Source organism: Nocardia sp. NPDC004340 (assembly GCF_053602575.1).
Genome location: NZ_JBSGDW010000003.1, coordinates 212,671 through 238,260, shown reverse-complemented (window position 1 = coordinate 238,260; position 25,590 = coordinate 212,671). Strand labels below are relative to the sequence as shown.

The following is a 25,590-nucleotide window of genomic DNA, read 5'->3' as shown; positions in this document are numbered from 1 at the left end:
ACGCATAGTGTGAGGTTTGCTGTTCGGTAACTGAACTAATGCCGCGTTCCGCCAACGCTGTTCGTTGCGGCAACTCGAGATCACCACCGATCCACTCGGCGGGATGCTCCGAATCATAGGACGTGGATCACGTCCTACGGCTCGCGCATGCGCGCGCACGCCGGGCATCCAGGACCTTGTGATCACTCTTTCGGGGCTCGGGGAGTTGCGTCTACAGCGTCAGAACGGAGTGTTTGATGAGTTCATTGGCCACCGACCGTGTCGACCAATGTTCTTCGGGTGAATTCTCGGCCCAACCTTTCGTGCTCTCCCCAGCGCAGACAGCCCTCTGGTACGCCCAGCGAATCAGGCCGGATATTCCCCTCACCATCGCGCAGTTCGTCGAGATCCACGGCGACCTCGACGTCGGCCGCCTGCTCTACGCCATCGAACGCTTCGGCGCCGAGAGCGAGGTCGGCCACGTCCGCCTGCTCGAGATCGACGGCGTCCCGCACCAGGTGGTCGACCTCGAGCGCCGCCCCGGCTGGGGCCGGGTCGACCTGCGCGGCGAGCCGGACCCGCGCGCCGCGGCCCGGGCCTGGATGCACGAGCACGCCAGCTCGCCCATCGACATCGAGCACGACCCGCTCACCACCAACGTGGTGATCCAGATCGGCGACGCCGACTGGATCTGGTACACCCGCGGCCACCACATCGTGATCGACGGCTACGGCGCCATGAACGCCACCACCCGCGCCGCCGAGATCTACACCGCGCTCGAGGACCACACCGAACCGACGGTCTCCCGCGCCACGCCGCTGGCCACCATCTACGGCGACGAGAACCGCTACCGCGACACCACCCGCTTCGTCTCCGACGGCGACTACTGGCGCGCCCAGCTCGCCGGCGTCGGCGAACCACTCACGTTGTCCGCCAACGGCACCGTGGCCCCGATCTCCGACGCCGGACGGCGCAGCGCCACCGCCGTGCTCACCCCCGAGGTCGAGGCCGGTATCGAGGCGGCCGCCACCGCGTTCGGCTCCAACTCCTCCGCGCTGTTCGTCGCCGCCCTGGCGGGTTACGTGCGCGCGGTCACCGGCACCCAGGACGTGGTGCTCAGCCTGCCCGTCTCCGCGCGCACCACGGTGGCGCTGCGGCGTTCGGCCGGTGTGGTGTCGAACGTGGTGCCCATCCGCATGCAGTTCACCGGCACCGAGACCGTCGCCGACACCGTGCGCGCGGTCGAACTGCAGATCACCGGCGCGCTGCGTCACCAGCGCTACCGCAGCGACGACATCCGCCGCGACTGTGGCTATTCGCGCGATTCGCGCGGCTTCTTCGGGCCCATGGTCAACCTCATGCTCTTCCACAGCGAGCTGAAGTTCGGCAGCCTGATGGGCTCGATCAACGTGCTGTCCACCGGCCCGGTCGAGGACCTCTCCATCAACCTCTACAACGGCCTGGGCGACCGCACCCACATCGACTTCGAGGCCAACCCGCGCCTCTACGGCGACACCGAACTGTCCATGCACCACGGCCGGTTCCTGGACTATCTGGGCCGATTCGTCTCCGCCGCACCCGAATCCGTGGTCGTGGACATGCCGGTGCTCACCGACGGGGAACGCGAACAGGTCCTGCACGAATGGAATTCGACCGAGGTCGCCCGCCAGGAGGGCACCCTGGCCGGGCTGTTCGCCGACCGGGCGGCCATGTCCGCCGACCGGATCGCGCTGGACTTCGAGGGCGAGACCCTCACCTACGGCGCCCTCGACGAGCGCGCCAACCGCCTCGCCCGCGAACTCGTCGCGCGCGGCGCGGGTCCCGACACCCTCGTCGGCCTGGCCATGCGCCGCAGCCTCGACCTGCTGGTCGGCATGTACGCCGTCATCAAGGCGGGCGCGGCCTACCTGCCCATCGATTCCGACCACCCGGCCGACCGCATCGCCGCCGTCCTCGAACAGGGACGGCCGCTGTGCGTGCTCACCACCGCCGCCGACGGCATCGAACTGCCCGATCTCGCACCGCGATTCGACATCGACACCGCCGATCTGTCCGCGCACTCCGGCCGCCTGGTCACCGATGCCGATCGCACCGGGCCGCTGCGTGCCGACCACCTGGCGTACGTCATCTTCACCTCCGGCTCCACCGGCAAGCCCAAGGGCGTCGGCGTCAGCCACGCCGCCATCGTGAACCGGCTGCGCTGGATGCAGCACGCCTACCCGCTCGACCCCTCCGACGTCGTGCTGCAGAAGACGCCCGCCACCTTCGACGTGTCGGTGTGGGAGTTCTTCTGGCCCTTGCAGATCGGCGCCCGTCTGGTCATCGCCGCCCCCGACGGGCACCGCGATCCGGCCTACCTGGCCCACGTCATCGCCGAGAAGGGCGTCACCACGGCGCACTTCGTGCCGTCCATGCTGTCGGTGTTCCTCACCGACACCGAGGTGAGCGGCTGCACCGGCCTGGAGCGGGTGTTCTGCAGTGGTGAGGCGCTGCCCGCCGCCACCGTCGCCGAATTCCACGCCGCCCTGGGCACCGGACCCGAAGCGCCGCAACTGCACAACCTCTACGGGCCCACCGAGGCCGCCGTCGACGTCACCGCCTGGCACTGCGCGCCCGGCGCCACCGACGTCCCGATCGGCGCGCCCGTCTGGAACACCCGCACCTATGTCCTCGATGCCCGCCTGCAGCCCGTCGCCCCCGGCGTGGTCGGCGAGCTCTACCTGGCGGGCGTACAGCTGGCCCGCGGGTACCTGGGCCGCGCCGCCCTCACCGGCGACCGGTTCGTGGCCAACCCCTTCACCCCCGGCGCCCGCATGTACCGCACCGGTGACCTGGTGCGCTGGCGGGGCAACGGCAGCTCCGGCGTACTGGAGTACCTGGGCCGCAGCGACTTCCAGGTCAAGGTGCGCGGCCTGCGCATCGAACTCGGCGAGATCGAGGCCGCCCTGCTCGCCGACCCCCGCGTCGCGCGCGCGGTGTGCGTGGCCCGCCGCGGCCGCGGCGGCGACGAGCTGGTCGGCTACGCGGTCGCCGGTCCCGGCGTCGAGGTGCTGGACCCCATCGAGCTCACCGCCGGGCTGCGCCGCACCCTGCCCGGCTATATGGTGCCCTCGGTCGTGATGGTCCTCGACGAACTACCGTTGAGCGCCAACGGCAAAGTGGATCGCAAGGCCCTGCCCGAGCCGGACGCGGGGGCCCGACGCCCCGACCGGCCCGCGGCCGAGCCCAGCACCGATATGGAACGCCAGCTGCTCGGCATCTTCGCCGAGGTGCTCGGCACCGACGAACTCGACGTCCAGGACAGCTTCTTCGACCTGGGCGGCAACTCGCTGACCGCGGCCCGCGCCATGGCGCGCGTCAATGCGGCGCTCGGCGTCTCGCTCACCATTCGCGACCTGTTCGAAACCTCCACCGTGGCCGCGCTCGCCGCCCGGCTCTCCGCCGCGCAGCTCGACGGGACCGCGCGCCCCGAACCGCTGCTGACGGCCGGGCCGCGGCCGCAGCAGATTCCGCTGTCCCTGGCCCAGCAGCGGCTGTGGATCCTCAACCGGTTCGCCGAGCACGCGGCCGCCTACAACATGCCGTTCGCGGTGAAACTGACCGGGCCGCTGGACATTCCGGCTCTGCGCGCCGGACTGCTGGACGTGCTGGAACGGCACGAGAGCCTGCGCACCACCTTCCCCGACACCCCCGACGGGCCCTGCCAGCTCATCCACCCGGCCGCCGAGATCCCGCTCACCCTCGATCCGATCGACGCCACCGTGGACGCCGACGCCGTCGCGCTGGCCACCGAATTCGCCGGGTACGGTTTCGATCTGCGCAGTCAGGCCCCCGTGCGGGTGGCGTTGTACCGCACCGGCCCCGACACCCACCTGTTGCTGGTGGTGCTGCACCACATCAGCGGTGACGGCTGGTCGATCGACCCGCTGACCAAGGACCTGATGACCGCGGTCGCCGCCCGCGCCCAGGGCGAGGCCCCGGTGTGGACGCCGCTGCCGGTGCAGTACGCCGATTTCGCGCTGTGGCAACGGGAACTGCTCGGTGACGAGACCGACCCGGCCAGCGCCCTGGCCCGGCAGCTGGCCTATTGGCGTGCCGCCCTCGCCGACCTGCCCGACCAGCTGGACCTGCCCCTGGACCGCCCGCGTCCGCGGCAGCGCTCGACCGACGGCGGGACCGTCGAATTCACCATCCCCGCCGAGGTCCGCCGCGCCCTGGCCACCGTGGCCCACGACCGCGGAGTCAGCACGTTCATGGTGCTGCATGCCGCGCTGGCCGTGGTGCTCTCGCGCCTGTGCAACACCGCCGACATCGCCATCGGCACCCCGATCGCCGGGCGCAGCGACCCCGCGCTCGACGACCTGGTCGGCATGTTCGTCAACACCCTGGTGCTGCGCACCCGGGTCGATCCGGCCGCCGGATTCGACCGCATGCTCACCGAGGTCCGCGACACCGACCTCAACGCCTTCGCCAACGCCGACGTGCCGTTCGAGCGGCTCGTGGAGGTGGTCAACCCGGAGCGATCCGCGTCGCGGCACCCGCTGTTCCAGGTCATGCTGTCCTACGACAACGGCCCCGAGACGCGGGTCGACCTGCCCGGCGTGGACAGCGAAGTGGTGCCGATGGCCACCGACGTCGCCAAGTTCGACCTGCAGCTGACCGTGCACGAGCCGTCCGGGACCCCGGCCGAGGACGCCGGGCTGTCGGCCGAGTTCGGTTACGCCGCAGATGTTTTCGACCACGCCACGGTCGCGGCCATCGCCCGCCGCTTCGGCGCGTTGCTGGCCGCCGCGGTCACCGAGCCCGCACTGCCGGTCGGCGATCTGCCGCTGCTGGACGTGCGCGAGACCGCGAAACTGGTGCCCATCATGGGTGCGCCCGGCGAACCCGCCACCACCCTGGCCCGGCTGCTCACCGACACCGCCGAACGCGTCCCCGACGCGGTGGCCGTGCGCTACCTGGGCGAGGACACCAGCTACCGCGAACTCGACGAACGCTCGAACCGCTTGGCGCGGGTGCTGATCGAACACGGCGCCGGGCCCGAGGTGGTCGTCGCCGTCGCGCTGCCGCGCAGCCTCGACAGCATCCTCGCGGTGTGGTCGGTCGCCAAGACCGGCGCCGCCTACGTGCCCATCGACCCCGACTACCCGTCGGACCGCATCGCCCACATGCTCGCCGACTCCGGGGCCATGCTCGGCATCACCAATGCCGAACGGCGACCGGACATGCCGACCACCTGGCCCGGCAACCGGGGACGGCACCGCAAGAGCTACGTGGACTGGCTGCTGCTCGGCTCCGAACAGCTCGGCGCGGAATGCGCGCAGTTCCCCGACACCGCGGTCACCGACGTCGAACGCCACCACGCGCTGCGCACCGCCGGCCCGGCCTACCTCATCTACACCTCCGGCTCCACCGGCAAGCCCAAGGCCGTGGTGGTCACCAACGCGGGCATCGCCTCGCTGGCGCACGAGCAGATGCATCTGTTCAAGGTCACCGATTCGGCTCGCACCCTGCACTTCTCGTCACCCAGCTTCGACGCCTCGGTGCTGGAGCTGCTGCTCGGGTTCGCGGCCGGGGCCACCATCGTGGTCGTGCCCGCGGGCGTCTTCGGCGGTGAGGAGCTCGCGCGCATCCTGCGCGAAGAGCACGTGACGCACGCGTTCGTCACCCCCGCCGCCCTGGGCACCGTGCCCGCCGGCGACCTGCCCGAGCTGGAAGCCGTCATCGTCGGTGGCGAGGCCTGCCCCGAGGACCTGGTGACGGTGTGGACCGCACCGGAATCGCGGCCCGGGCAGCCCGCCCGGCGCATGCACAATATGTACGGCCCGTCCGAGGCCACCGTCGCCGCCACCGCCACCGGACCCATGGTGGCCGGGCAGCCGGTGCCGATCGGCCTGCCCGTGCGCGGGATGCGGCTGTTCGTGCTCGACGGCCGCCTGCACCCGGTGCCGCCGGGCGTGGCGGGCGAGCTGTACCTGTCCGGGCCCGGCCTGGCGCGCGGCTATCTGGGCCGGCACGCCCTGACCTCGCAACGCTTCCCGGCCAACCCGCACGGCCGCCGCGGCGAACGCATGTACCGCACCGGCGATCTGGTGGTCGCCGACGGCGCCGGGCAGCTGCGCTTCCTGGGCCGCGCCGACGACCAGATCAAGATCCGCGGCTTCCGCATCGAACTCGCCGAGATCGACCACGTGCTGGCCGCGCACCCGGGGGTCACGTTCGCGCTCACCCTGGTCCACCACGACGAGCGCGGAATCCCGCGCCTGGTCTCCTATCTCACCGCCGACATCGCCGTCGACGCGGCCCGGGTGCTCGACACCGCGCGCGGACGACTGCCCGGCTACATGGTGCCTTCGGCGCTGACCGTGCTCGACGCCATGCCCGTCACCCCGTCGGGCAAGCTGGACCGCAAGGCGCTGCCCGCGCCCGAGTTCATGGCCGCCGCGGCCTCCCGCGCCCCCGAAACCGAACTGGAACAGCAGGTCGCGCTCGTGTTCGGCTCGATCCTGGGCGGGATCGCGCCCGGCGCGGACGACAACTTCTTCGAGATCGGCGGTAACTCGCTGCTGGCGACCCGCCTCACCGCGGCGCTGCACGCCGAATTCGGGGTGGAGCTGCCGGTGCGCGACATCTTCGAGTCGCCCACCGTGGCCGGGGTGGCCGTGCGTCTGGCGGAAGCGCCCCGGGCGCAGCGTGTCGCGCTGGCTGTGCACTCGCCGCGCCCGGAACGCGTACCACTGTCGCTGCCGCAACAGCGACTGTGGTTCCTCAACAGATATTCCCCGGAATCCAGTGCTTACAACATCGCATTCGTGCTGCGGATCGATGGCGATCCGGACATCGACGCGCTGCGGGCCGCCCTGGCCGACGTGGTGGAACGCCACGAGGTGCTGCGCACCGTCTTCCCCGAGGACGAGCAGGGCGCCTACCAGGTCGTCCTCGGCACCGCGGGCTGCCTGCCGGTGCCCGAGGTCGTCGAGACCGACGATGTCGGCGCCCGCAAGGCGCTGCGCTCGCTGGCCCGGCGCGGCTTCGACCTGGCGCACGAGATCCCGCTGCGGATGGCGTTGCTGCGCACCGGAACCCGCCGGCACCTGCTCGGCATCGCGCTGCACCACATCGCCGCCGACGGGTGGTCGCTGGGTCCGCTGACCCAGGACCTGGCCATCGCCTACGCCGCCCGCCACGGCGGCGTGGCCCCCGCGTGGACGCCGCTGCCGGTGCAGTACGCCGACTTCAGCCTGTGGCAGCGCGACATCCTCGGCGCCGACACCGACGCCGAGAGCGCCGCCGCCGCGCAGCTCGCCTACTGGCGCGCCGCACTCGCGGACCTGCCCGAGGAACTGCCGTTGCCCTACGACCGTCCACGTCCGGCCGAACCCACCGGGCGGGCCGGGACGGTGCGGTTCGAGGTGCCGGAAGCCTTGCAGCGCAGGCTCACCGAGGTCGCGCGAGCCAACGGCGTCAGCCTGTTCATGGTGCTGCGCTCCACCCTGGCCGTCATGCTGCGGGTGGTCACCGGCGGCCGCGACATCGTCATCGGCACCCCGGTCGCCGGGCGCTCCGACACCCGCCTCGACGACCTGGTCGGCATGTTCGTCAACACGCTGATCCTGCGTTCGGACGTGGACCCCGACCGCACCTTCGCCGAACTGCTGCAGACCGACCGCGACACCGAACTGGCCGCCATGGCCAACGCCGAGGTGCCCTACGAGCGGGTCGTGGAGGAACTGCAGTCCGGCGAGGACCGGCACCGCCGGTTCGGCGCCAGCCCGCTGCTGCAGGTGGCGCTGAGCGTGCAGGACACCCCGGCGCCTGTGCTGCGGCTGCCCGGCCTGTCGCTGCACGCCGAGGAACTCGACATCGCGCTGGCCAAGTTCGACCTCGAACTGCGGGTGCTGCCCGGCCTCGCCGCCGACGCACGTGTCTTCGAATTCGTCTACGCCGCCGAGCTGTTCGAGCAGCAGACGGTGACCGTCCTGGCCGAACGCCTGGTCCGGGTGTTCGAGACCGTCACCGGCGACGCGCGGGTGCGGGTCCGCGACATCGACGCGCGCACCGAACTCGAGCGCGAGATGTTCACCCCGGCCTGGGGTCCGGTGCCCGAACCGCAGTGCAGTCTGGCCGCCTACTTCGCGGCCACCGCGCACCTCCACGCGGACCGGGTGTTCCTGCGCCTCGACGAGACCGAACTGACCTACCGCGAAGCCGACATCTACTCGAACCGCCTGGCGCGGGCCCTGATCGACCGCGGCCTGGGCCCCGGCGACCGGGTGGCGCTCGGCCTGACCCGCTCGGTGGAATCGGTGCTGGCGGCCCTGTCCGTCGCGAAGTGCGGCGCCGCGTTCGTGCCGGTGGACCCGAACTATCCGGCGGATCGGGTGCGGCACATGCTGACCGACTCCGGTTGCCGGGTCGGGATCAGCATGACCGAGCACGCGGACGCGCTGCACGCCGCCGCCGGGGAGCACCCGGTGGACTGGCTGCTGCTCGACGACCACGAGCTGCTCGAAGTTCTGGAGGTGCTCGACGAGACCGCGATCACCGACGCCGAGCGCACCGCCACCCTGTGGACGGTGGACCTCGCCTACATCATCTACACCTCCGGTTCGACCGGAAAACCCAAGGGCGTGGCCGTCACCCACGGCGGCCTGTCCAACTTCGCCGACGAGATCCGCGAGCGCATGCGGGTCGAACGGGACTCGCGGGCCATGCATTTCGCGTCCCCGAGCTTCGACGCCGCCATCTTCGACCTGCTGCTGGCGGTCGGCTCCGGCGCGACCATGATCATCGTCCCGCCCGACGTGTACGGCGGCGACGAACTGGCCTCGCTCATGGACCGCGAACAGGTCAGCCACACCTTCATGACCCCGGCCGCGCTGGCCACCATCGACCGCGAGCGCTGGCCGCTGCCGCACCTGCGGTCGGTCATGGTCGGCGGCGAGGCCTGCGGTCCGGAACTGGTGGCGCGCTGGGCTCCCGGCCGCATGATGTTCAACGGCTACGGGCCCACCGAGACCACTGTCGTCATCACCATCGCCGGGCCGCTCGCGGTCGGGGAGCCGGTCACCATCGGTAAGCTGGTGCGCGGCGCGCGGGCGCTGGTTCTCGACGAACGCCTGCGGCCGGTCCCGGTCGGCGTCCCCGGCGAGCTGTACCTCGGCGGACAGGGTGGCGCGCGCGGCTATTTCGAACGGTTCGAGCTGACCGCGGCCCGCTTCGTGGCCGACCCGTACGGCCCGCCCGGGTCGCGGGTCTACCGCACCGGTGACGTGGTGCGCTGGAGCGCCGACGGCGACATCGTCTACCTGGGCCGCACCGACCACCAGGTGAAGGTGCGCGGTTTCCGCATCGAACTCGGCGAGATCGACGGCGTGCTCACCGCGCATCCCGCGATCCGCTTCGCGCACACCGAGGTCCGCGAGATCGCGGGCGTGCGGCGCATCGTGTCGTTCGTGCTGCCCGCCGACGGCGGCACGCCCGACCTCGAGCAGCTGCGCGGCCACTGCGCCGGACATCTGCCCGCGCACATGGTTCCGAGTTCGCTCACCGTGCTCGACCACATTCCGCTCACCCCGGTCGGCAAGCTGGACCGTGACGCGCTGCCGCCGCCCGCGGCGCTGCTCGCCTCGGTCTCGCGCGCACCGGAGACCGACACCGAGCGCCTGGTCGCGGAGGTGATCGGGGAACTGGTCGGCGCGCCGGGGGTCGGCGCGGACGACAGCTTCTTCGAGGTCGGCGGAAACTCGCTGCTGGCCACCCAATTGGTGGCCCGGCTGGCCACCGCCACCGGGGTGCGGCTCGAGGTGCGGGCCGTGTTCGCCACCCCGACCGTGGCCGGGCTCGCGGCCGCGCTGGACGCCGGTTCCGCCTCGGACGACCTGCGCCCGGAACCGCGCCGGCGCACCCGGCCCGAGCGGATCCCGCTCTCCGCGGCGCAGCGACGGCTGTGGTTCCTGGAGAAGTTCAACGCCTCCGGGGAGAACGGGGAAGCACTGGGCGCCTACAACGTTCCGGTCGCCCTGCGCCTGCACGGCGAACTGAACGTCGCGGCACTGCGCGCGGCCCTGCACGAGGTGCAGGAACGGCACGAGACCCTGCGCACCGTGTTCCCCGAGATCGACGGCGAACCCTGCCAGCAGATCCTGGAACCGGGTGACGCCTCCGTCGGGCTGCCGATCCGGTCCGTGACCGAGGCCGAGGTGCCGGGCGAGATCCGCCGCGTCACCGCCGGCGGGTTCGACCTGGCCACCAGCGTGCCGCTGCGCGCGGCCCTGCTGCGGCTGCCGGGCGACCGGACCGAGCACGTGCTGGTGCTGGTCGTGCACCACATCGCCATGGACGGCTGGTCGCTGCAACCGCTCGCCGCCGACGTGGCCGCCGCCTACCGGGCGCACGTCGCCAAGCAGGCCCCCGAATGGCCCGAACTGCCCATCCAGTACGCCGATTACACGCTGTGGCAGCAGGATGTGCTGGGCGGCGAGGACGATCCGGAATCGGTGATCAGCGGCCAGCTCGACTACTGGCGGCGCGCCCTGGACGGTCTGCCCGAGCTGCTCGCGGTGCCGTCGGACCGCCCGCGCCCGCCCGCCCCGACCTATCGCGGCGGCACGGTGGAATGCGCGCTGGACTCGTTCACCCACCGCGAATTGCAGGAGCTGGCAGCCGAGCACGGCGTCACCATGTTCATGGTGCTGCACGCGGCGCTCGCGGCACTGTTGCATCGACTGACCGCCGCCGACGACATCGCCGTGGGCACGCCCATCGCCGGGCGCGGCCACCCCGCGCTGGACCGGCTGGTCGGCATGTTCGTCGGAACCCTGGTGTTGCGCACCGGCATCGACGGCGGCGTCAGCTTCGCCGATCTGCTGCGCAGGGTCCGCGACACCGACCTGGAAGCCTTCGCGCACGCCGACGTGCCGTTCGAGCGGCTGGTCGAGGTGCTCAACCCGGTCCGCTCGCAGGCCCATCACCCGATGTTCCAGGTGATGCTGTCGGTGCAGAACCAGCCCGTCCGGGTGCTCGAACTGCCGGGCCTGCGGATCGAGGCCGACGACGCCGACCCCGGCATCGCCAAGTTCGACCTGCAGTTCACCCTCACCGAATCCTGGACCGCGGCACGCGAACCCGACGGCATCACCGTCTCGGTCAACTACGCCGCCGACCTGTTCGACGAGGACACCGCCCAGGGACTGGCCCAGCGGTTCGTGCGGCTGCTCGGCGCGGCCGCCGGGCACCCGGCCACCGCGATCGGCGATCTCGACCTGCTCGACACCACCGAATGGACGGACCTCGCGCCGGTGCGCGGCGCGGAACCCGGTCTGCCGATCACCTTCCCGGAGGTGTTCGAGGCCGCCGCCAACCTGAACCGGGCCGCCATCGCGGTCCGCTCGGCGGGCACCCAGATCTCCTACGACGCCCTCGACCGCTGGACCAACCGGCTCGCCCGGGTCCTGATCGGTTACGGCGTCGGGCCGGAAACGCTGGTCGCCATGGGCATTCCGCGGTCGGCCGAATCGGTGGCGGTGACCCTCGCCATCGCCAAGGCCGGCGCCGCCTTCGTGCCCGTCGACCCCGGGTACCCGGAGCAGCGGATCAGCCACATGCTGCTGGATTCCGGTGCGGCCGTGGGCATCACCCTGTCCACCCACCGCGAGCGCATGCCCGACGGCGCCAACTGGACCGTGCTGGACGCGCCGTCGTTCCGGCGTCGCGTGCTGGCCACCTCCGACGCGCCCATCCGCGACAGCGAGCGGATCTCGCCGCTGCGCATGGACAACCCGGCGTACGTCATCTACACCTCCGGGTCCACGGGTATCCCGAAGGGCGTGGTCGTCACCCACGGCGGCCTGTCCAACTTCGCCGCCGAGACCGCGCAGCGGTTCGACGTCGGACCCGGCTGCCGCGTGCTGCACTTCGCCACACCGAGTTTCGACGCCGCCATGCTCGACCTGCTGTTCGCGCTCGGCGGCGCCGCGACCCTCGTCATCACCCCGCCCGGCGTGGTCGGCGGCGAGGAGCTGGGGAAGGTGTTCGTCGACGAGGGCATCACCCACGCCTTCATCACCACCTCGGCGCTGGGCACCGTCGACCCGTCGGCCGTGACCGCGATGCGCCACGTGCTGGTCGGCGGCGAGGCGCTGCCGCCGGACCTGGTCACCCGGTGGGCTTCCGGCCGCAAGCTCTACAACGTGTACGGGCCGACGGAAACCACCATCGTGACGGTGATCTCGCAGCCCTTGACGCCCGGCGGGCAGATCACCATCGGCGGGCCCATCCGCGGTGTCGGCGCGACCGTCCTGGACACGCGCCTGCACCCGGCCCCGGCCGGGGTCACCGGTGAACTGCACCTGGCGGGCGCGGCCCTGGCCCGCGGCTACCTGCGCCGCCCGGGCCTGACCGCGCAGCGGTTCGTGGCCAACCCGTTCGGCAAGCCGGGCGCCCGCATGTACCGCACCGGCGACCTGGTCCGCTGGCTCGAACGCGACGGCAGCGCACGGGATCTGGACTATGTGGGCCGCACCGACCACCAGGTCAAGATCCGCGGCTTCCGCATCGAGCTCGGCGAGATCGACGCGGCGCTGGCCAAGCATCCGGCGGTGGAGTTCGCGACCACCATCGGCCACCGCACCCCGGCCGGGTCCACCGCTTTGGTGGCGTACGTGAAGCCGCGCACCGGCACCGCGCCCACCCCGGCCGAACTCACCGCGTACATGGCCACCGTGGTGCCCAACTACATGGTGCCGCAGTCGATCATGTTGCTGGACCGGGTGCCGCTGTCGCCGGTCGGCAAGCTCGACCGGAAGGCGTTGCCGACACCGGTGTTCGCGGCCCGCGAGGGCTACCGGGCGCCGACCGGTCCGATCGAGGCCGCCCTGTGCGCGGCGTTCGCGGACGTGCTCGGCCTCGGCGAGGAACGCCAGGTCGGCGTGGACGACGGGTTCTTCGAACTGGGCGGCAACTCGCTGCTGGCCACCAAGGTGGTCGCGCAGTTGCGGGCCGCCGGGATCGACCTGCCCGTGCAGGCCATGTTCGGCGAATCCACGCCCGCCGCCATCGCCGCCCGCCTGTCCTCGGCCGACGGCGATGTCGGGGCGGCGCTGACCGCGGCGCTCGGCGCGGTGCTGCCGCTGCGCCCGAGCACGGATTCGACGGTGCCGCCGCTGTTCTGCGTGCATCCGGCGATCGGCCTGTCCTGGTGCTTCGCCGGACTGCTGTCGCACCTGCCACCCGAACGGCCGGTGTACGGCCTGCAGGCGCCGCACGTGGCGGGCGAGGAAAGCCACCGGACCATCGCCGAAGCCGCGAAATACTATGTGGCGCACATGAAATCGGTGCAGCCGGAAGGTCCGTACCACGTGCTGGGCTGGTCGCTGGGCGGACTCATCGCCCACGAGGTGGCGGTGCAGCTGCAGGAGGGCGGCGACGAGGTGGCGCTGCTCGGCATGATGGACAGCTACCAGCTCTCGGACCGGTGGCTCGAGCAGGCCATGCCGTCGGTGGCGTCGATCATCGCCGAATTCGGATCCGACCTGCTCGGCGGTGACGCCGACATCGATCCGCGCCTGACCCTGCAGGAGGCCGCCGAACTGCTGCGCGGTCGCTCCGGGCCGTTCGCGGCACTCACGATCGAACACCTGGAACGGCTCTACACCGGTTACGAGAATGGCACGGCCCAGGCGCACGGCTTCCGGCCGCGGGTCTTCGACGGCGACCTGGTGTTCTTCACCGCCGCCGACGACGAGATCAACCGGGCGGACCCGGCGCGCTGCGCCGCGGCCTGGCAACCCCACGTCACCGGCATGGTGCACGACCAGCTGGTGCGCTGCACGCACGCCGGCATGACCACGCCGGAATCCCTCGCCGTCATCGGGCCGGTGCTGCGGGATCAGCTGGCGGAGATCGAAGCCCGGCGGGAGGGTACGCGATGAGTCTGGCCGTGGAAGTCCAAGGGCTGGTGAAGTATTACGGCAAGGTCCGGGTGCTGGACGGGATCGATCTGGCGATCCCGAGCGGCACCGTGATGGGACTGCTCGGGCCCAACGGTGCGGGCAAGACAACCACCGTGCGGATCGTCACCACCCTGCTGCGCCCGAGCTCCGGCACGGTGCAGGTGGCGGGCGTCGACGTGCTGAAGCATCCGGCGCGCGCCCGCACCCGGATCGGTCTGTCGGGCCAGTACGCGGCCATCGACGCCAATCTGTCCGGCTTCGAGAACCTGCGCATGGTGGCCCGGCTGTACGGTATGAACCACAAGAAGGCCACCGACCGCGCCACCGAGCTCTTATCGGCGCTGGGGCTCGACCACGCGGCCGGGCGGCGGGCCGGCACCTACTCCGGCGGTATGGCGCGGCGCCTCGACCTCGCCGGGGCGCTGGTGTGCAGACCTCCGGTGGTGGTGCTCGACGAGCCCACCACCGGGCTGGATCCCCGTGGGCGACTGGACATGTGGCGCGTCATCGGCGAACTCGTCGACGACGGCACCACCGTGCTGCTCACCACCCAGTACCTGGAAGAGGCCGACCTGCTGGCCGACCGCATCACCGTCATCGACCGCGGGCGGGTCATCGCCCGCGGCTCGGCCGACGAACTCAAGACCTCCATCGGCGGCGACAAACTCACCGTCACCCTGGCCGCCGGGCAGGATCCCGCCCCCGCCCGCCGTGTGCTGGCCGGGGTCGGCATCGGCGAACCCGAGTACGACGAGTCCACCGACGGGCTGACCGTGGTGGTGAGCGACGGCACCCGCACCATGGTCGAGGCGCTGCGCCGGCTCGACGACGTCGGGGTGCACGTGCTCGACGCGACCGTGCACCGCCCCAGCCTCGACGACGTATTCCTGTCTCTCACCGGCAAATCCGCCGACCGCAAGATCGATGTGCCCGCCACCGAGTCAGTTCAAGAGGAGATCCTGTCGTGACGACCCTGCCCGCCGACCCGGAAGCGCCTCCGGGCGAGGAAGCCGCGGCCACCGCCGAGGAGCAGAACGTCCGCCCGGCCGGTGAGGGGCCCGCCATCCTGTTACCGCGGGTGGTGCGGGACAGCGCGATCGTCGCCTATCGCAATCTGATCACCATCCTGCGCGTGCCCACCCTGCTGGTGACCGCCACCATCCAGCCGCTGATGTTCGTGTTCCTGTTCGCCTACATCTTCGGCGCGTCGCTGGGCGGCAGCCAGTACCGGGAGTTCCTGCTCGCCGGAATCTTCACGCAGACAGTCGCTTTCAACGCGGCGTTCACCACCGTCGGCCTGGCGAACGATCTGCACAAGGGCATCATCGACCGGATGCGGACGCTGCCCATGTCGCGGCTGGCGGTGCTGATGGGCCGCACCCTGTCCGACCTGGTGGTCAATATCCTGGCGCTGGCGGTCATGGTGGTGTGCGGGTACGTGGTCGGCTGGCGGATCAACGGGGCGATCATGGACGCGGTGCTGGCCTTCGCCGTCATCCTGCTGTTCGCCTTCGCCATGTCGTGGGTGGGCGCGATCACCGGGCTCATGTCGCCGAGTGTGGAGGTGGCCCAGAGTGCCGGGCTCATCTGGCTTTTCCCGCTGACCTTCATCTCCTCGGCGTTCATCTCCGGGGAGACGCTGCCCGGTCCGCTGCGCACGGTGGCCGCCTGGAATCCGATCACCGCGGTGTCGGCGGCCGGGCGCAAACTGTTCGGCAACGGGTCACCGCCCTCGTTCACCCCGGCCACCGGCTGGGTCGCCGACCACTGTGTCGAGTACTCGATCCTGTGCTCGGTGGGCATCCTGGCGATCGCGGTGCCGCTGGCCCTGGTGCAGTACCGCAAGGTCGCCAGTCACTGAGCGGGCTGGGCCTGCGGCACGGCTCCGAGCTGGCCCAGCAGGCCGAACGTGTCGAAAGAGCCACGGAATTCGGTGATCCGGCCGTCGCGGACCCGGTAGAACACGACGCCGGGCACCGCCACCGTGCGGCCGGTCGCCGGGATTCCCTGGAACTCGCCGAGCTGGGTGCCGCGGCCGGTCCAGCGTTCGGCCACCCGATCACCTTCCGCCACCACCTCTTCCAGCGTCGAATGCCAGTCGGGGAAGGCGGTGCGCATGGCGGTGTTGAACGCCTTGAGGCCCTCGATCCCGCCGACCTCGGGGGCGTGGATGACGACATCGGGGGCCATCAGCTCATCGGCCGCCGGCAGCCGGCCCGCGTTCCAGAATTCGTTCACGAAGCGCTCGATCAGCGCCTTGTTCGACTCGGACATGATCACTCCTCGATCGGTGGTCGGGGCTCGCGGTGAGCCCTCGTACCGACTGTGCGCGCTCGCGGCCGCCGGGAACATTCCAGAAACCTGGTATCCCGTCGGCGCGGGTGCGGCCGTAGCCTGAGATGGTGGGGCAGCACCGATCGACGGATCGGGCACGGCGTGAGATCGTCCGCCTGTGCCACTCCGGGCTGGACGCGGGCACGGTTCTCACCGAATCGCTGAGCGCGTTGCGCGCGGCCGTCCCGATCGCCGCCTACTGGGCGGCCACCACCGACCCGGCCACCGTCCTGTTCACCGGCTCGGTCATCGACGAGATCCCGGCTGCGGCCACCCCGCTGTTCCTGGCCAACGAGTTCCTCGACGACGACGTGAACCACTTCCGGGCGCTCGCCGCCGCCCCCGACCCGGTCCGCACCCTGTTCGACGCCACCCGGGGCCTCCCCGAGACCAGCGCCCGCTATCGCGACATCCTCGCCCCACTCGGTATGGGCGACGAACTGCGCGCGGCTTTGCGGACCGGGGAGAGCTGCTGGGGTGTGTTGTGCCTGCATCGGGAGCCCTCGCCGGAGGGGTTCCGCGCGGATGAGGTGGGTTTCGTGCACGCCATGACCGCGCATCTGGCCGAGGGCCTGCGCGCGGCGGTGCTGCTGTCGGAGGTGGAGACCGCGGACGGGCAGCCCACGCCAGGCCTGCTGCTGCTCGACGACGCCGGGACCGTGCTGGCCCGTACCCCCGAGGCGAGCGTCCTGCTGGCCGAGCTCGCCGACCAACCCGCGCGCGAGACCCTGCCGCAGGCGATCGTGGCGGTCGCCATGCGCCTGCGCAGTCTGGAACTGGACCCGAATTCGCCTGCGGTGCCCCGTGTTCGATTGCGCACCCGTGCGGGTCGCTGGCTGGTGGCCCACGCCTCCCGGCTGCACACCGACCCGGGTGCGGACCCCGAGGGCCCGATCGCGGTCATCCTCGAACCGGCCCGCGCCCCGGAGATCGCGCCCCTGAAACTGGCCGCCTACCCGCTGACCCCGCGCGAACACCAGATCGCGGCCTTGGTGCTGGCGGGCAACTCGACCCGCCGGATCGCCGACACCCTCGTGGTCTCCCCGTTGACGGTTCAGCAGCACCTGAAGTCGATCTTCGAGAAGTCCGGGGTGCGCAGCCGCCGCGATCTGGTGGCCAATCTGCTTGCCGCCCATTACGGCTCACCCCACTGACCCCCGACACAGAACAAGGTCCCCCGCACCGATGGTGCGGGGGACCCGTGTCGTCGTGTCGCTGGGCGGCTAGCCGCGGCGGCGGGACTTGATCAAGTCCATGCGCTCCTGCAGCAGCTCCTCGAGCTCTTCCTTGCTGCGACGCTCGAGCAGCATGTCCCAGTGGGTGCGGGGCGGCTTGACCTTCTTGGGCTCCTGGGTGGTGCCCTCCATGAGGGTGCCCTCCTGGCCGTTGCGGCACAGCCAGGTCGGGGGGATTTCGGCGTCGTCGGCGAACGGGACGTCGAATTCCTCGCCGTTGTCGGTGCGGTACCGCGCCATCCGACGCGGCGCCAGGTCGTGGTCGCGGTCGGTCTCGTAGCTCACCGCTCCGAGCCGAGACCCCCGGAGTACGCGATCTGCCATGAGTGCGGTCCCTTCTCGCCTGTCGGCAATGTTCTACTTCAGTGTTTCTGCAGCTGCGGTACGTAGTGTCAACGCCGCCGCGCACGTTTCGGTTCCCGTGGGGAGAACCCTGCCATCCTACCCGTGCGGGTCGCCCGGTTTGCTGCGGCGTGCCACTGCACCCGGTCGGGGCCGGAAACCGCTATTGTCTCGGACCATGTCTCGACGCGTGCTGTCCTGCTGCCAGTGGTGCGGGCGGGAGATCGCCGAATCGGAGATCGGACGCCGCCGCCGGTACTGCCGGCAATCGTGTCGCCAGCGGGCGTACGAGCATCGGAACAGTGTGAAGGGCACCGGTATTCCCGAGGATTCGGTGGTCCTGAGCGCCCAGGAGGTGTCGGATCTGTCCGACCGCTGGTTCGCCGCCCGCTGTGCCGCCGAGGATGTGGCCACCGCCGTCTCCGAAGGCGCGGAGATGATCGAACTCGCCGATCTCACCGCGACATTGGTGGCGTTGACCCGTGAGGCCGAACGGCTGCGCTGAGCTCGCTGGTGCGTCCGCTCAGCGCGTACACGATCGCGATCCCCGCGGCCGTGACGGTGGCGACAAGACCGAGCGCGGTGAGGGTTTCGGCATCGGGTGAGGTCACGGGCTGTCCGCGCAGCGCCTGCCACAGCAGCGTCGCCACCAGGCCGGTGTAGCCGAGCGCGAGCACCCCGATCAGCCGGGCGCGGGTGCGTTCGGCGCGCAGCCACCCCACGGTGGGGGCGAGGCGGGCCAGCACGATGGCGGCGATGATCAGCAGCTGGATGCCGTGCAGGCCCGCGAAGTGCGCGATCCGCACGTCACCGCCGGTGGTGCTCCAGTGTGTGACCGGCATGCCCGCGACCCCGTCGCGGACGGTCGGCTGCCCGTGTTCGACGGTGTGGCCGGCGGCCAGGGTGACCGGGTGCCCGTAGGCGTCGGTGGTGTGCTGTTTGCCGCTGTAGCCCATCGTGTAGCCCAGCGCCATCCCGAAGACCGCGATGCCCAGGCCGGTGCGGATGGCCATGGAGGTGGGGCGGTCGGTGACGCGCTGCCACGAAAGGGTCACCGCGATCACCAGATTCGCGAGGAACAGTCCCGGTACTCCGGTCATGAACACCTTCTGGCCGATCGTGTTGAACGCGTCGGTCTCGGTGTTGAAGTGGCTGAAGGTGCCGCGCGCGGCCTGCACGACGACGAACCCGACGTCGGCGACGGCGGTGGCGGCGAAGACCGTTCCCATCCACCAGGTCAGGCGCTGCCCGCGGTGCGGGAAGGACACCAGCCAGGCCAGGGTGCCGCAGTACAGGACCATGGCGATGGCGAACTTGAGGGGTTTGAGCCACACCGTCTCGCCGAGCAGCGCGCGGTCGTCGAAGACCATGGCGCACAGGCAGAACAGGGCCAGGGCGGCCATGGCGGCGGTGGTGGCGAGCAGGGGCCGGTGCAGTCGGCGGCCGGGGGCGGAGTCGGTGAGCGGCGCGAGCGTCGGACGATCGAGCGTGGTCATGAGGCTGACGGTAGGTTCGCGATCCGCCGGCGCACGTCCCCCGGCGGTGGTGTGGGCACCCCGTACCCGGGTATGAGAAACGGCCCCGGCGGTAGCGCCGGGGCCGTTCTCCATCGTGCGGACGACGTTGTCGCACAAACCGATCCGTGCACCCCTCATCGGTGCTCGGAGTGGCCTTGGGGTTCGGGTGGGTCTAGTCCGCGGGGGCGAAACCGAAGTCGACGCCGCGGTCGGCCAGCCAGCCGATCGGGTCGATGGGCGCGCCGGGGGCGGTGTGCACTTCGTAGTGCAGGTGCGGGCCGGTGGAGTAGCCGCGGCTGCCGACGGTGGCGAGCACGTCGCCGGCGCGCAGCTGCTGGCCGACGCCGACCAGGATGTCCTGCATGTGGCCGTAGACGCCGATGGTGCCGTCGTCCTGCTGCACGCGCACCCACAGGCCGAAGCCCGACGCGGGGCCGGCCTCGATCACGGTACCGTCGGTGATGGCGCGGATCGGGGTGCCGAAGCCGTCGCCGAAGTCGATGCCGGCGTGCATGGCGCCCCAGCGGATGCCGAAGCCGGAGGTCAGCGGGCCGTCGACGGGCCGCACGGTGGCGGGCCGGGCCGGTGCGGGCGGAATGCCGGGCAGCGGCGGCAGCGGGATGTTGAGGCCGTTGAGGTAGTCGATGACTTCCTGCGGCACGATCTGGGGCTGCTGGGCCTCGGGCGGGGTGAACGCGGTGAACTGGCCTTCCACGACGGCGGCGTTGGCGACGGAGTCGTGCGCGACGTCGGGGTCGGTGGCGACGAGGGCGGCCATGGACGCGCCGACGAGGGCGGTCACGGCAACGGCACGGGTCGCGGCTGCTCGGTATCGGCTGGTTCCCCGGAGACGGGATAACGAATCGGTTACGGGCATGTCTCGAAGCTACGAGATCTCAGCTTCCGTTCAGAAACCCTGTTGCGACCGTCACATTGGTACAAAAGCCCAGTTCGACTGTTACGGATTGATAACGACACGCAGGTAATTTTGCGATGACGTTGGCTTGTGTTGATAACGCGTGTATTGACCGTCGATCGACTTGGCGGCACTCTATGTAAGTGCCCACTAATGGAGTGAAGGTGCTCAGTGCGCTCGCCGACGACACCCGGCGCGCGGTCTTCGAGTCCCTGCCGCAAGGCCCCAAGGCCGTCGGGGAGATCGCCGAGGCCCTGGGCGTGACCAGCTCGGCGGTCTCGCAGCATCTGAAGGTGCTGCGCGAGGCCCGTCTGGTGATGATGCGCCCGCAGGGCAACCGCCGCCTGTACTCCCTGGACCCGCGCGGCCTGGCCGACGCCCGCGACTATCTCGAGCAGTTCTGGCCCAGCGCCATCGCCGCCTACTCGGCCGCGCTGTCGGAGGCGAAGGCCGCACCGGAAGGGGAGTAGACCGCCGGGCCCGTGCGCCGCCGCGGTGGCGTCCCGCAGTCCGGGAACGTGCGGCCGTGCCGCGGTCCGCCTGCTCGAGCGGGCGATACGGTGTCGAGGTGGGTACGTCGGTCGGAGTGCAGCGGCAACGCCATGTGGGTCTGCCCGGCTGGTCGGTCCCCTTCGTCTTCATCGTCAGCGGGGTGTCGCTGTACGCGGGCGCCGCGATCGGCGTGCGGTTGTTCGATACGGTCGAGCCGGCGACGGTCGCCTGGCTGCGGGCCGCGGCGGCCGGGGTGGCGTTGCTGATCTGGCGGCGGCCGTGGCGCGCCCGCTGGACGCGTCGCGCGGTGCTGGTGGCCTCCGGGTTCGGGGTGGTCACCCTCGGTATGAACATCGCCTTCTATGAGGCGATCGCGCGGATTCCGCTCGGGACCGCGGTGGCCATCGAATTCCTGGGCCCGATCGCGGTGGCGGCGCTGGGTTCACGCCGGGCCCGCGATCTGCTGGCCGTCGCGCTCGTGGGGGCCGGTGTCTTCCTGCTGGCGGGGGTGTCGTCGGAGGCCGGGCCGGGCGGTGTCGGGTTCGCGGTGCTGGCGGGTGTGTTGTGGGCGGGCTACATCCTGCTCGGCAAGCGGGTGGCCGATACGGGTTCGGGGATGGACGCGCTGGCGATCGGGACGACGGTGTCGGCGATCGTGCTGGCCCCGATCCTGGTGACCCGCCAATGTGCGCTCGCCCCGGCCGTTTTCGCCGATCCGCGGACCTGGCTGCTGGGCGTGGGTGTCGGGGTGTTGTCGAGCGCGGTGCCCTATGCCCTGGATCAGGTGGTGTTGCGCCGGGTGGGTCGTGCCCGGTTCGCGCTGTTGCTGGCCTTGCTGCCCGCGACGGCGGCGGTGATCGGGGCGGTCGCGCTGGCCCAGCGGCCCGGCGCGGCGGAGCTGGCCGGGATCGGATTGGTGATGGCGGCGTTGAGTATCAGTGCCGGGCAACGGGATCCGCGGGTGCCCGCCGCCGATACGGGGGTCTAGCCGACGCGCCGGTAGGCCTGCTGGGCGCGGCGGTCGAGGCCGGTGCCGGGCCATGGGCGTTTGCGCAGTTGCTTGTCGGCGGCGTTGATCACCTCGGGGACACCGATCTTCAGCAGTCCGGGGTCGATGGCGTCGGCGTCCGGGTCGCCGGACTGTCCGGCCCACAACACGGCGTGGCGGCCGAGCAGATGCGGGGGCGGGCCGCTGCGGCTGGGCGGGTTGGGTCCGAACAGCTGCACGGTGCGGGTGCCGAAAGCGGCGGCCAGGTGCGCGACGCCGGTGTCGCCGCAGACCACGAGCGCGGCTTCGGCGACGGTGGCGGCCAGTTCGATGAGGTTCTGCTGCCCCGCGAGGACTCGTGCCGGTGAGAGTCCCGCGCGGGAGGCGACGCCGAAAGCGGTCTCGCGTTCGGATTCGTCACCGGTCAGCACGACTTCGCGGTCCTGCACCAGCAGATGCCGGACCACCGCGGCGAACCGGTCGGGTGGCCAGCGGCGGGCGGGTGCGCCCGCGCCGATGTGGACGACCACGGCGTCGCGGTGGCTGGTGGTGGCGACCGGGGGCACCAGGCCGAGGTTGCGGCGGTCGGCGGCGATGCCGTCGTATTCGAGCAGATGGCACCAGCGGTCCACGTCGTGCATATCGGGCTCCCAGGCGGGCCCGGCGAGGTCGGGGAAGGCCGGATTGCGGTAGGACAGAATGCGTTCGGGGCGGGTGCGCGAGAGTTCCACGATGCCCTCGGCGCCGGGGCCGTTGAGGTTGACCGCCAGCGCGGGCGCGGGGCCGTCCCAGCGGAGCCCGAAGTCGCCGACCGGGATCATCTCGTCGACGCAGGCGATGAGGTCGACGATCGGTTTGAGGCGATGGGGGGCGGCGAGCGCGATGTGGTCACCGGGCCGGGCCCGGCGCAACGCGCGCAACGCGGGAACAGCGGTGAGCAGATCACCGAGTCCACGTGCTCGCAGCACTAGTACAACCGCCACTGAACCTCTCCTAGCCGGCCACGCTGCCCACAACGCCTTGATCCACCACGTGCGGGGACCATCGGGTGAGGACTACCCGGCCTGTCCGGGGGCGAAACCCTCGGACCGGTCCGCACGGACAGTCGGTGCCTCCGTGTCCGATTCGCGAAAAATCGCGGGTACTACCGGCTGTCGTTGTGGGGTTCCGATCGACTACCGTGACACCCATGACCTTCGTCTACAACCTCATGGTGACGGCTCATCTGCTGGGTATGGCGGCCGTGGTCGGCGGATACGCCGCCGCGCAGCCGCGCGTGTCGGAACTGATGGTGTGGGGTGCGCGCGTGCAGGTCCTCACCGGCGTGATCCTGGTGGGCATGGCCGAGTCGATCGACTCGCTGCACAAGGACCCGAACATGGCGAAGATCATCACCAAGCTGGTGGTGGCCGTGGCGGTGGCCGCGTTCGCCGAGATGGGTCGCGCCGACGCCAAGCGCGGCAAGGAGGTCGCGTGGATGACCCACGCCGCGGGTGGCCTGGCGATCCTGAACGTGCTGATCGCCGCCCTCTGGAAGTGATCCTCCGCGAGAGGGCCTGCGAGACGACATAGGGAAATGACGGCGATGCCGCATCGGGTGCGTACGTGCACCTGATGCGGCATCGGTCGTTTCGGGGGTCAGGGCCGTCCGATGAGTTCGGGCGGCACCTCGCGGGCGTGGTGAGGGGCCAGGCTCTTGGCGAGTTCGGCAGCGACCACGGCGTGCCCGGCCATGGTGAGGTGGATGTGGTCCGCCGAGAGCCAGTCCTCGCGCAGCCGCGCGGGGTGGTCCCAGAATTCGGTGAGGACGGCGTCGCGGCGGTGGGCGATGCGGCGGATCGACTGCGCGAACTCGGCGAACCGAGGCCGCAGCGGGGCCAGTCGCCCGATATAGGCGTCGGCGAGGGTGAACAGCGCGAGCCGCGCGCCGGTGGCGGCGACGCTCGCGCACAGATCGTCGAGATCGGCTTCCACGGTCAGCGGGCCGGCGTCGCGCAGGAACAGATCGTTGCCGCCGCAGGAGACGACCACCAGATCCGGCCCGAACTCCTCGAGCGCGGGCAGTTGCCCGGCGCGCACGTCGGCGATGACCGCACCGACCACGCCGGTGTTGAGGTAGGCGGCGTCGGGGTGCGCGGCATGCAGCCAGCGGCCCAATCGGTCCGCCCACGACACGGTTTCGTAGCCGGGCCACGGGTCGCCGGTGCCCGCGGCGGTGGAGTCGCCGATGACGGCGAGGCGGCGGAACGGCACCGCGCGCATCATGGCGGCGGCCGCCGCATCGGAGAGCGTGTAGGGATCGGTGTTCTCGGTGCGGTCGGTCATGAGGGGGTCTCCTCGGTGCGGATGGGCAGCGCCGCGAGCACGGCCGTGACGACGGCGATGGCGGCACAGCACGCGAACAGGGTGTGGAAGGCGGTCAGCGGCTGCCCGGGATGGGCGGCGAACACCGCGGCCAGCAGCGCGACCCCGAGCGCGCCGCCGGACTGGCGGGCGGTGATGTTCATGCCGACCCCGGCCGCGAACCGCTGCGGCGGCAGCGCCCGCGCGGCGGCGGTGCCCAGCACGGTGACGAGGATGCCGATGCCGCCGCCGCCCAGGATTCCGGCGGGCACCCACCCGGACCAGAGCGCGGGCTCGGTGTCGAAGACCCCGGTGCTCATGTAGAAGGTGGACGCGGCGAACATCGACGCGCCCAGCACGCCGAGCCAGCGCTGCCACGGCACGGGGGCGCGGCCGGCGACGACCGCGGTGATCATGGATGCGACCGCGCCGATGCTCATGGCCGCCGCGGACTCCAGTACGGAGTACTGCCAGATGGCGTCGAGCCACAGCGGTCCGGCCAGCAGCCACGCGAACATGGTGGCGCCGAAGACGAACGAGACGGCGTTGACGAGAGCGTAGGCGCGGCTGTGCCACAGTCCGATGGCGATGGCCGGGCGCGGATGCCGCCGCGACCGCCACAACGCCAGGCTCAGCAGGACGACTCCGATCAGCGCGCTGCCCAGGGTGCGGGCGTCGGTCCACCCCCATTGCTGTCCTTGGGTGACCGCGGCGACGACGGTGCCGATGCCGAGTCCGGTGGCGACGGCCCCGAGGAGATCGGGCAGTCCGTGCGGCTGCCGGTGTTCGCCGCGGGCCAGTCGCCATCCGGCGGCGATGAGCGCGGCCGCGACGGGCACGTTGATGACGAACACCGACCGCCACCCGAACCAGTCCACGAGTGCCCCGCCCACGGCCGGGCCGACGGTCGCGGCGAATCCGCCCGCGGCGGTCCAGGCGGCCATGGCCATGCCGACGCGTTCGGGTGGGCTGCTGCTCAGGACGAGCGCGAGACCGGCTGGAATGAGGAAGGCCGCGGTGCCGCCTTGCAGGAACCGTCCGGCGATGAGCCATTCGGCGCCGGGTGCGAGGGCGCACAGCAGGGAGGTGAGGGCGAATCCGGCCAGGGCGGTGAGGAATACGCGGCCGCGGCCGAGGGTGTCGGCGAGTTGCCCGGCGGGGGTGAGCAGGGCGGCGAAGGCGACGGCGTAGCCGCTGACCACCCAGGTGAGGGTGCCGGCGGCGGTGTCGGGGTAGTCGCGGGTGATCTCGGGGAAGGCGATATTGACCACGGACAGGTCGAGGAAGGACATGAAGGCCGCGCCGGAGGCGACGAGCAGGGCGAGTTTGGCCGTGCGGCCGGAGTCGGCGGGGGCGGTCGCGGGGGTGCCGGTGGTGGCGGGTGCGGGTGGGGAGGTGTCGGCGCTCGGACGGTGGGTGGTGTCGGTCATGACGGGCTCTCTGCGTGAGGGTCGGGAGCGGGGATCAAAACAGTACGCACGATCGTTCGTAT

15 protein-coding genes are annotated in these 25,590 nt (G+C 71.2%); 8 read left to right on the top strand and 7 right to left on the bottom strand.

Translation table 11 applies throughout. From position 1 onward, the window contains the following. Positions 1-236: 236 nt before the first annotated feature. The 3 genes from ACWEOI_RS13140 to ACWEOI_RS13130 all read left to right on the top strand — a co-directional run bounded on the left by ACWEOI_RS13140 (position 237) and on the right by ACWEOI_RS13130 (position 15,792). The gene (locus tag ACWEOI_RS13140) at positions 237-13,910 is read left to right on the top strand and encodes an amino acid adenylation domain-containing protein (RefSeq protein WP_452359730.1); all 13,674 of its coding nucleotides are present in this window, start codon (positions 237-239) and stop codon (positions 13,908-13,910) included. Further along, the gene (locus tag ACWEOI_RS13135) at positions 13,907-14,899 is read left to right on the top strand and encodes an ATP-binding cassette domain-containing protein (RefSeq protein ID WP_357085763.1); all 993 of its coding nucleotides are present in this window, start codon (positions 13,907-13,909) and stop codon (positions 14,897-14,899) included. The genes ACWEOI_RS13140 and ACWEOI_RS13135 overlap by 4 nt, the downstream gene beginning before the upstream one ends. A gap of 110 nt (positions 14,900-15,009) precedes the next feature. Next, the gene (locus ACWEOI_RS13130) at positions 15,010-15,792 is read left to right on the top strand and encodes an ABC transporter permease (RefSeq protein ID WP_452360133.1); all 783 of its coding nucleotides are present in this window, start codon (positions 15,010-15,012) and stop codon (positions 15,790-15,792) included. Here the strand turns inward: ACWEOI_RS13130 and ACWEOI_RS13125 are convergent. Beyond that, positions 15,786-16,205 carry an ester cyclase gene (locus ACWEOI_RS13125; RefSeq protein ID WP_452359729.1) on the bottom strand — a complete coding sequence of 140 codons (420 nt, stop codon included), beginning with the start codon at positions 16,203-16,205 and terminating at the stop codon, positions 15,786-15,788. The two genes, ACWEOI_RS13130 and ACWEOI_RS13125, sit on opposite strands and share 7 nt — an antisense overlap. Before the next feature lie 128 nt (positions 16,206-16,333). On the opposite strand from ACWEOI_RS13125, the gene ACWEOI_RS13120 reads away from it, so the two are divergent. Further along, the gene (locus tag ACWEOI_RS13120; protein ID WP_452359728.1) at positions 16,334-17,419 is read left to right on the top strand and encodes a response regulator transcription factor; all 1,086 of its coding nucleotides are present in this window, start codon (positions 16,334-16,336) and stop codon (positions 17,417-17,419) included. A 69-nt stretch (positions 17,420-17,488) separates the two neighbouring features. Here the strand turns inward: ACWEOI_RS13120 and ACWEOI_RS13115 are convergent, their stop codons facing one another. After that, complete coding sequence (locus ACWEOI_RS13115) at positions 17,489-17,824, bottom strand: RNA polymerase-binding protein RbpA (protein ID WP_213555785.1); 336 nt, start codon at positions 17,822-17,824, stop codon at positions 17,489-17,491. Between the two features lie 196 nt (positions 17,825-18,020). Here ACWEOI_RS13115 and ACWEOI_RS13110 point away from each other — a divergent pair, with 196 nt between their 5' ends. After that, entirely contained in the window at positions 18,021-18,347 is a 327-nt protein-coding gene (locus ACWEOI_RS13110; protein ID WP_033086730.1) for a hypothetical protein, read from the top strand. On the opposite strand, the gene ACWEOI_RS13105 is transcribed toward ACWEOI_RS13110, so the two are convergent. Both ACWEOI_RS13105 and ACWEOI_RS13100 read right to left on the bottom strand, forming a co-directional pair. Then, a complete protein-coding gene (locus ACWEOI_RS13105; RefSeq protein WP_452359727.1) occupies positions 18,298-19,338 on the bottom strand; it encodes a hypothetical protein in 1,041 nt (346 codons plus the stop codon). The genes ACWEOI_RS13110 and ACWEOI_RS13105 overlap by 50 nt on opposite strands. 193 nt (positions 19,339-19,531) lie before the next feature. After that, positions 19,532-20,161 carry a peptidoglycan DD-metalloendopeptidase family protein gene (locus ACWEOI_RS13100; RefSeq protein WP_433665888.1) on the bottom strand — a complete coding sequence of 210 codons (630 nt, stop codon included), beginning with the start codon at positions 20,159-20,161 and terminating at the stop codon, positions 19,532-19,534. Positions 20,162-20,418: 257 nt separating this feature from the next. Between ACWEOI_RS13100 and ACWEOI_RS13095 the strand changes: the two genes are divergently transcribed. Then, positions 20,419-20,745 (top strand): ArsR/SmtB family transcription factor, encoded by a 327-nt coding sequence (locus tag ACWEOI_RS13095; protein ID WP_379099958.1) that lies wholly within the window; start codon positions 20,419-20,421, stop codon positions 20,743-20,745. Between the two features lie 98 nt (positions 20,746-20,843). After that, positions 20,844-21,755: an EamA family transporter gene (locus ACWEOI_RS13090; protein WP_433665887.1), complete on the top strand. Its 912-nt coding sequence runs from the start codon at positions 20,844-20,846 to the stop codon at positions 21,753-21,755. Here ACWEOI_RS13090 and ACWEOI_RS13085 read toward each other — a convergent pair. Next, on the bottom strand, positions 21,752-22,738 hold the full coding sequence (locus tag ACWEOI_RS13085; RefSeq protein WP_433665886.1) for a glycosyltransferase family 9 protein: 987 nt from the start codon (positions 22,736-22,738) through the stop codon (positions 21,752-21,754). The genes ACWEOI_RS13090 and ACWEOI_RS13085 overlap by 4 nt on opposite strands. 206 nt (positions 22,739-22,944) lie before the next feature. On the opposite strand from ACWEOI_RS13085, the gene ACWEOI_RS13080 reads away from it, so the two are divergent. Continuing rightward, positions 22,945-23,295, top strand: a complete 351-nt coding sequence (locus ACWEOI_RS13080; RefSeq protein WP_213555781.1) for a hypothetical protein — start codon at positions 22,945-22,947, stop codon at positions 23,293-23,295. 98 nt (positions 23,296-23,393) lie between these two features. On the opposite strand, the gene ACWEOI_RS13075 is transcribed toward ACWEOI_RS13080, so the two are convergent. Together ACWEOI_RS13075 and ACWEOI_RS13070 are read right to left on the bottom strand one after the other, a co-directional pair. Further along, positions 23,394-24,080 (bottom strand): SGNH/GDSL hydrolase family protein, encoded by a 687-nt coding sequence (locus ACWEOI_RS13075; protein WP_452359726.1) that lies wholly within the window; start codon positions 24,078-24,080, stop codon positions 23,394-23,396. Further along, positions 24,077-25,528 carry an MFS transporter gene (locus ACWEOI_RS13070; RefSeq protein WP_452359725.1) on the bottom strand — a complete coding sequence of 484 codons (1,452 nt, stop codon included), beginning with the start codon at positions 25,526-25,528 and terminating at the stop codon, positions 24,077-24,079. The genes ACWEOI_RS13075 and ACWEOI_RS13070 overlap by 4 nt, the downstream gene beginning before the upstream one ends. Between the last annotated feature and the right edge of the window lie 62 nt (positions 25,529-25,590).

What these genes read in the sequence shown, in the direction of transcription:
- ACWEOI_RS13140 (WP_452359730.1), top strand. Translation starts at nt 237, where the DNA reads ATGAGTTCATTGGCCACCGACCGTGTCGACCAATGTTCTTCGGGTGAA.
- ACWEOI_RS13135 (WP_357085763.1), top strand. Translation starts at nt 13,907, where the DNA reads ATGAGTCTGGCCGTGGAAGTCCAAGGGCTGGTGAAGTATTACGGCAAG.
- ACWEOI_RS13125 (WP_452359729.1), bottom strand. Translation starts at nt 16,205, where the DNA reads ATGTCCGAGTCGAACAAGGCGCTGATCGAGCGCTTCGTGAACGAATTC.
- ACWEOI_RS13115 (WP_213555785.1), bottom strand. Translation starts at nt 17,824, where the DNA reads ATGGCAGATCGCGTACTCCGGGGGTCTCGGCTCGGAGCGGTGAGCTAC.
- ACWEOI_RS13110 (WP_033086730.1), top strand. Translation starts at nt 18,021, where the DNA reads ATGTCTCGACGCGTGCTGTCCTGCTGCCAGTGGTGCGGGCGGGAGATC.
- ACWEOI_RS13105 (WP_452359727.1), bottom strand. Translation starts at nt 19,338, where the DNA reads ATGACCACGCTCGATCGTCCGACGCTCGCGCCGCTCACCGACTCCGCC.
- ACWEOI_RS13080 (WP_213555781.1), top strand. Translation starts at nt 22,945, where the DNA reads ATGACCTTCGTCTACAACCTCATGGTGACGGCTCATCTGCTGGGTATG.
- ACWEOI_RS13075 (WP_452359726.1), bottom strand. Translation starts at nt 24,080, where the DNA reads ATGACCGACCGCACCGAGAACACCGATCCCTACACGCTCTCCGATGCG.
- ACWEOI_RS13070 (WP_452359725.1), bottom strand. Translation starts at nt 25,528, where the DNA reads ATGACCGACACCACCCACCGTCCGAGCGCCGACACCTCCCCACCCGCA.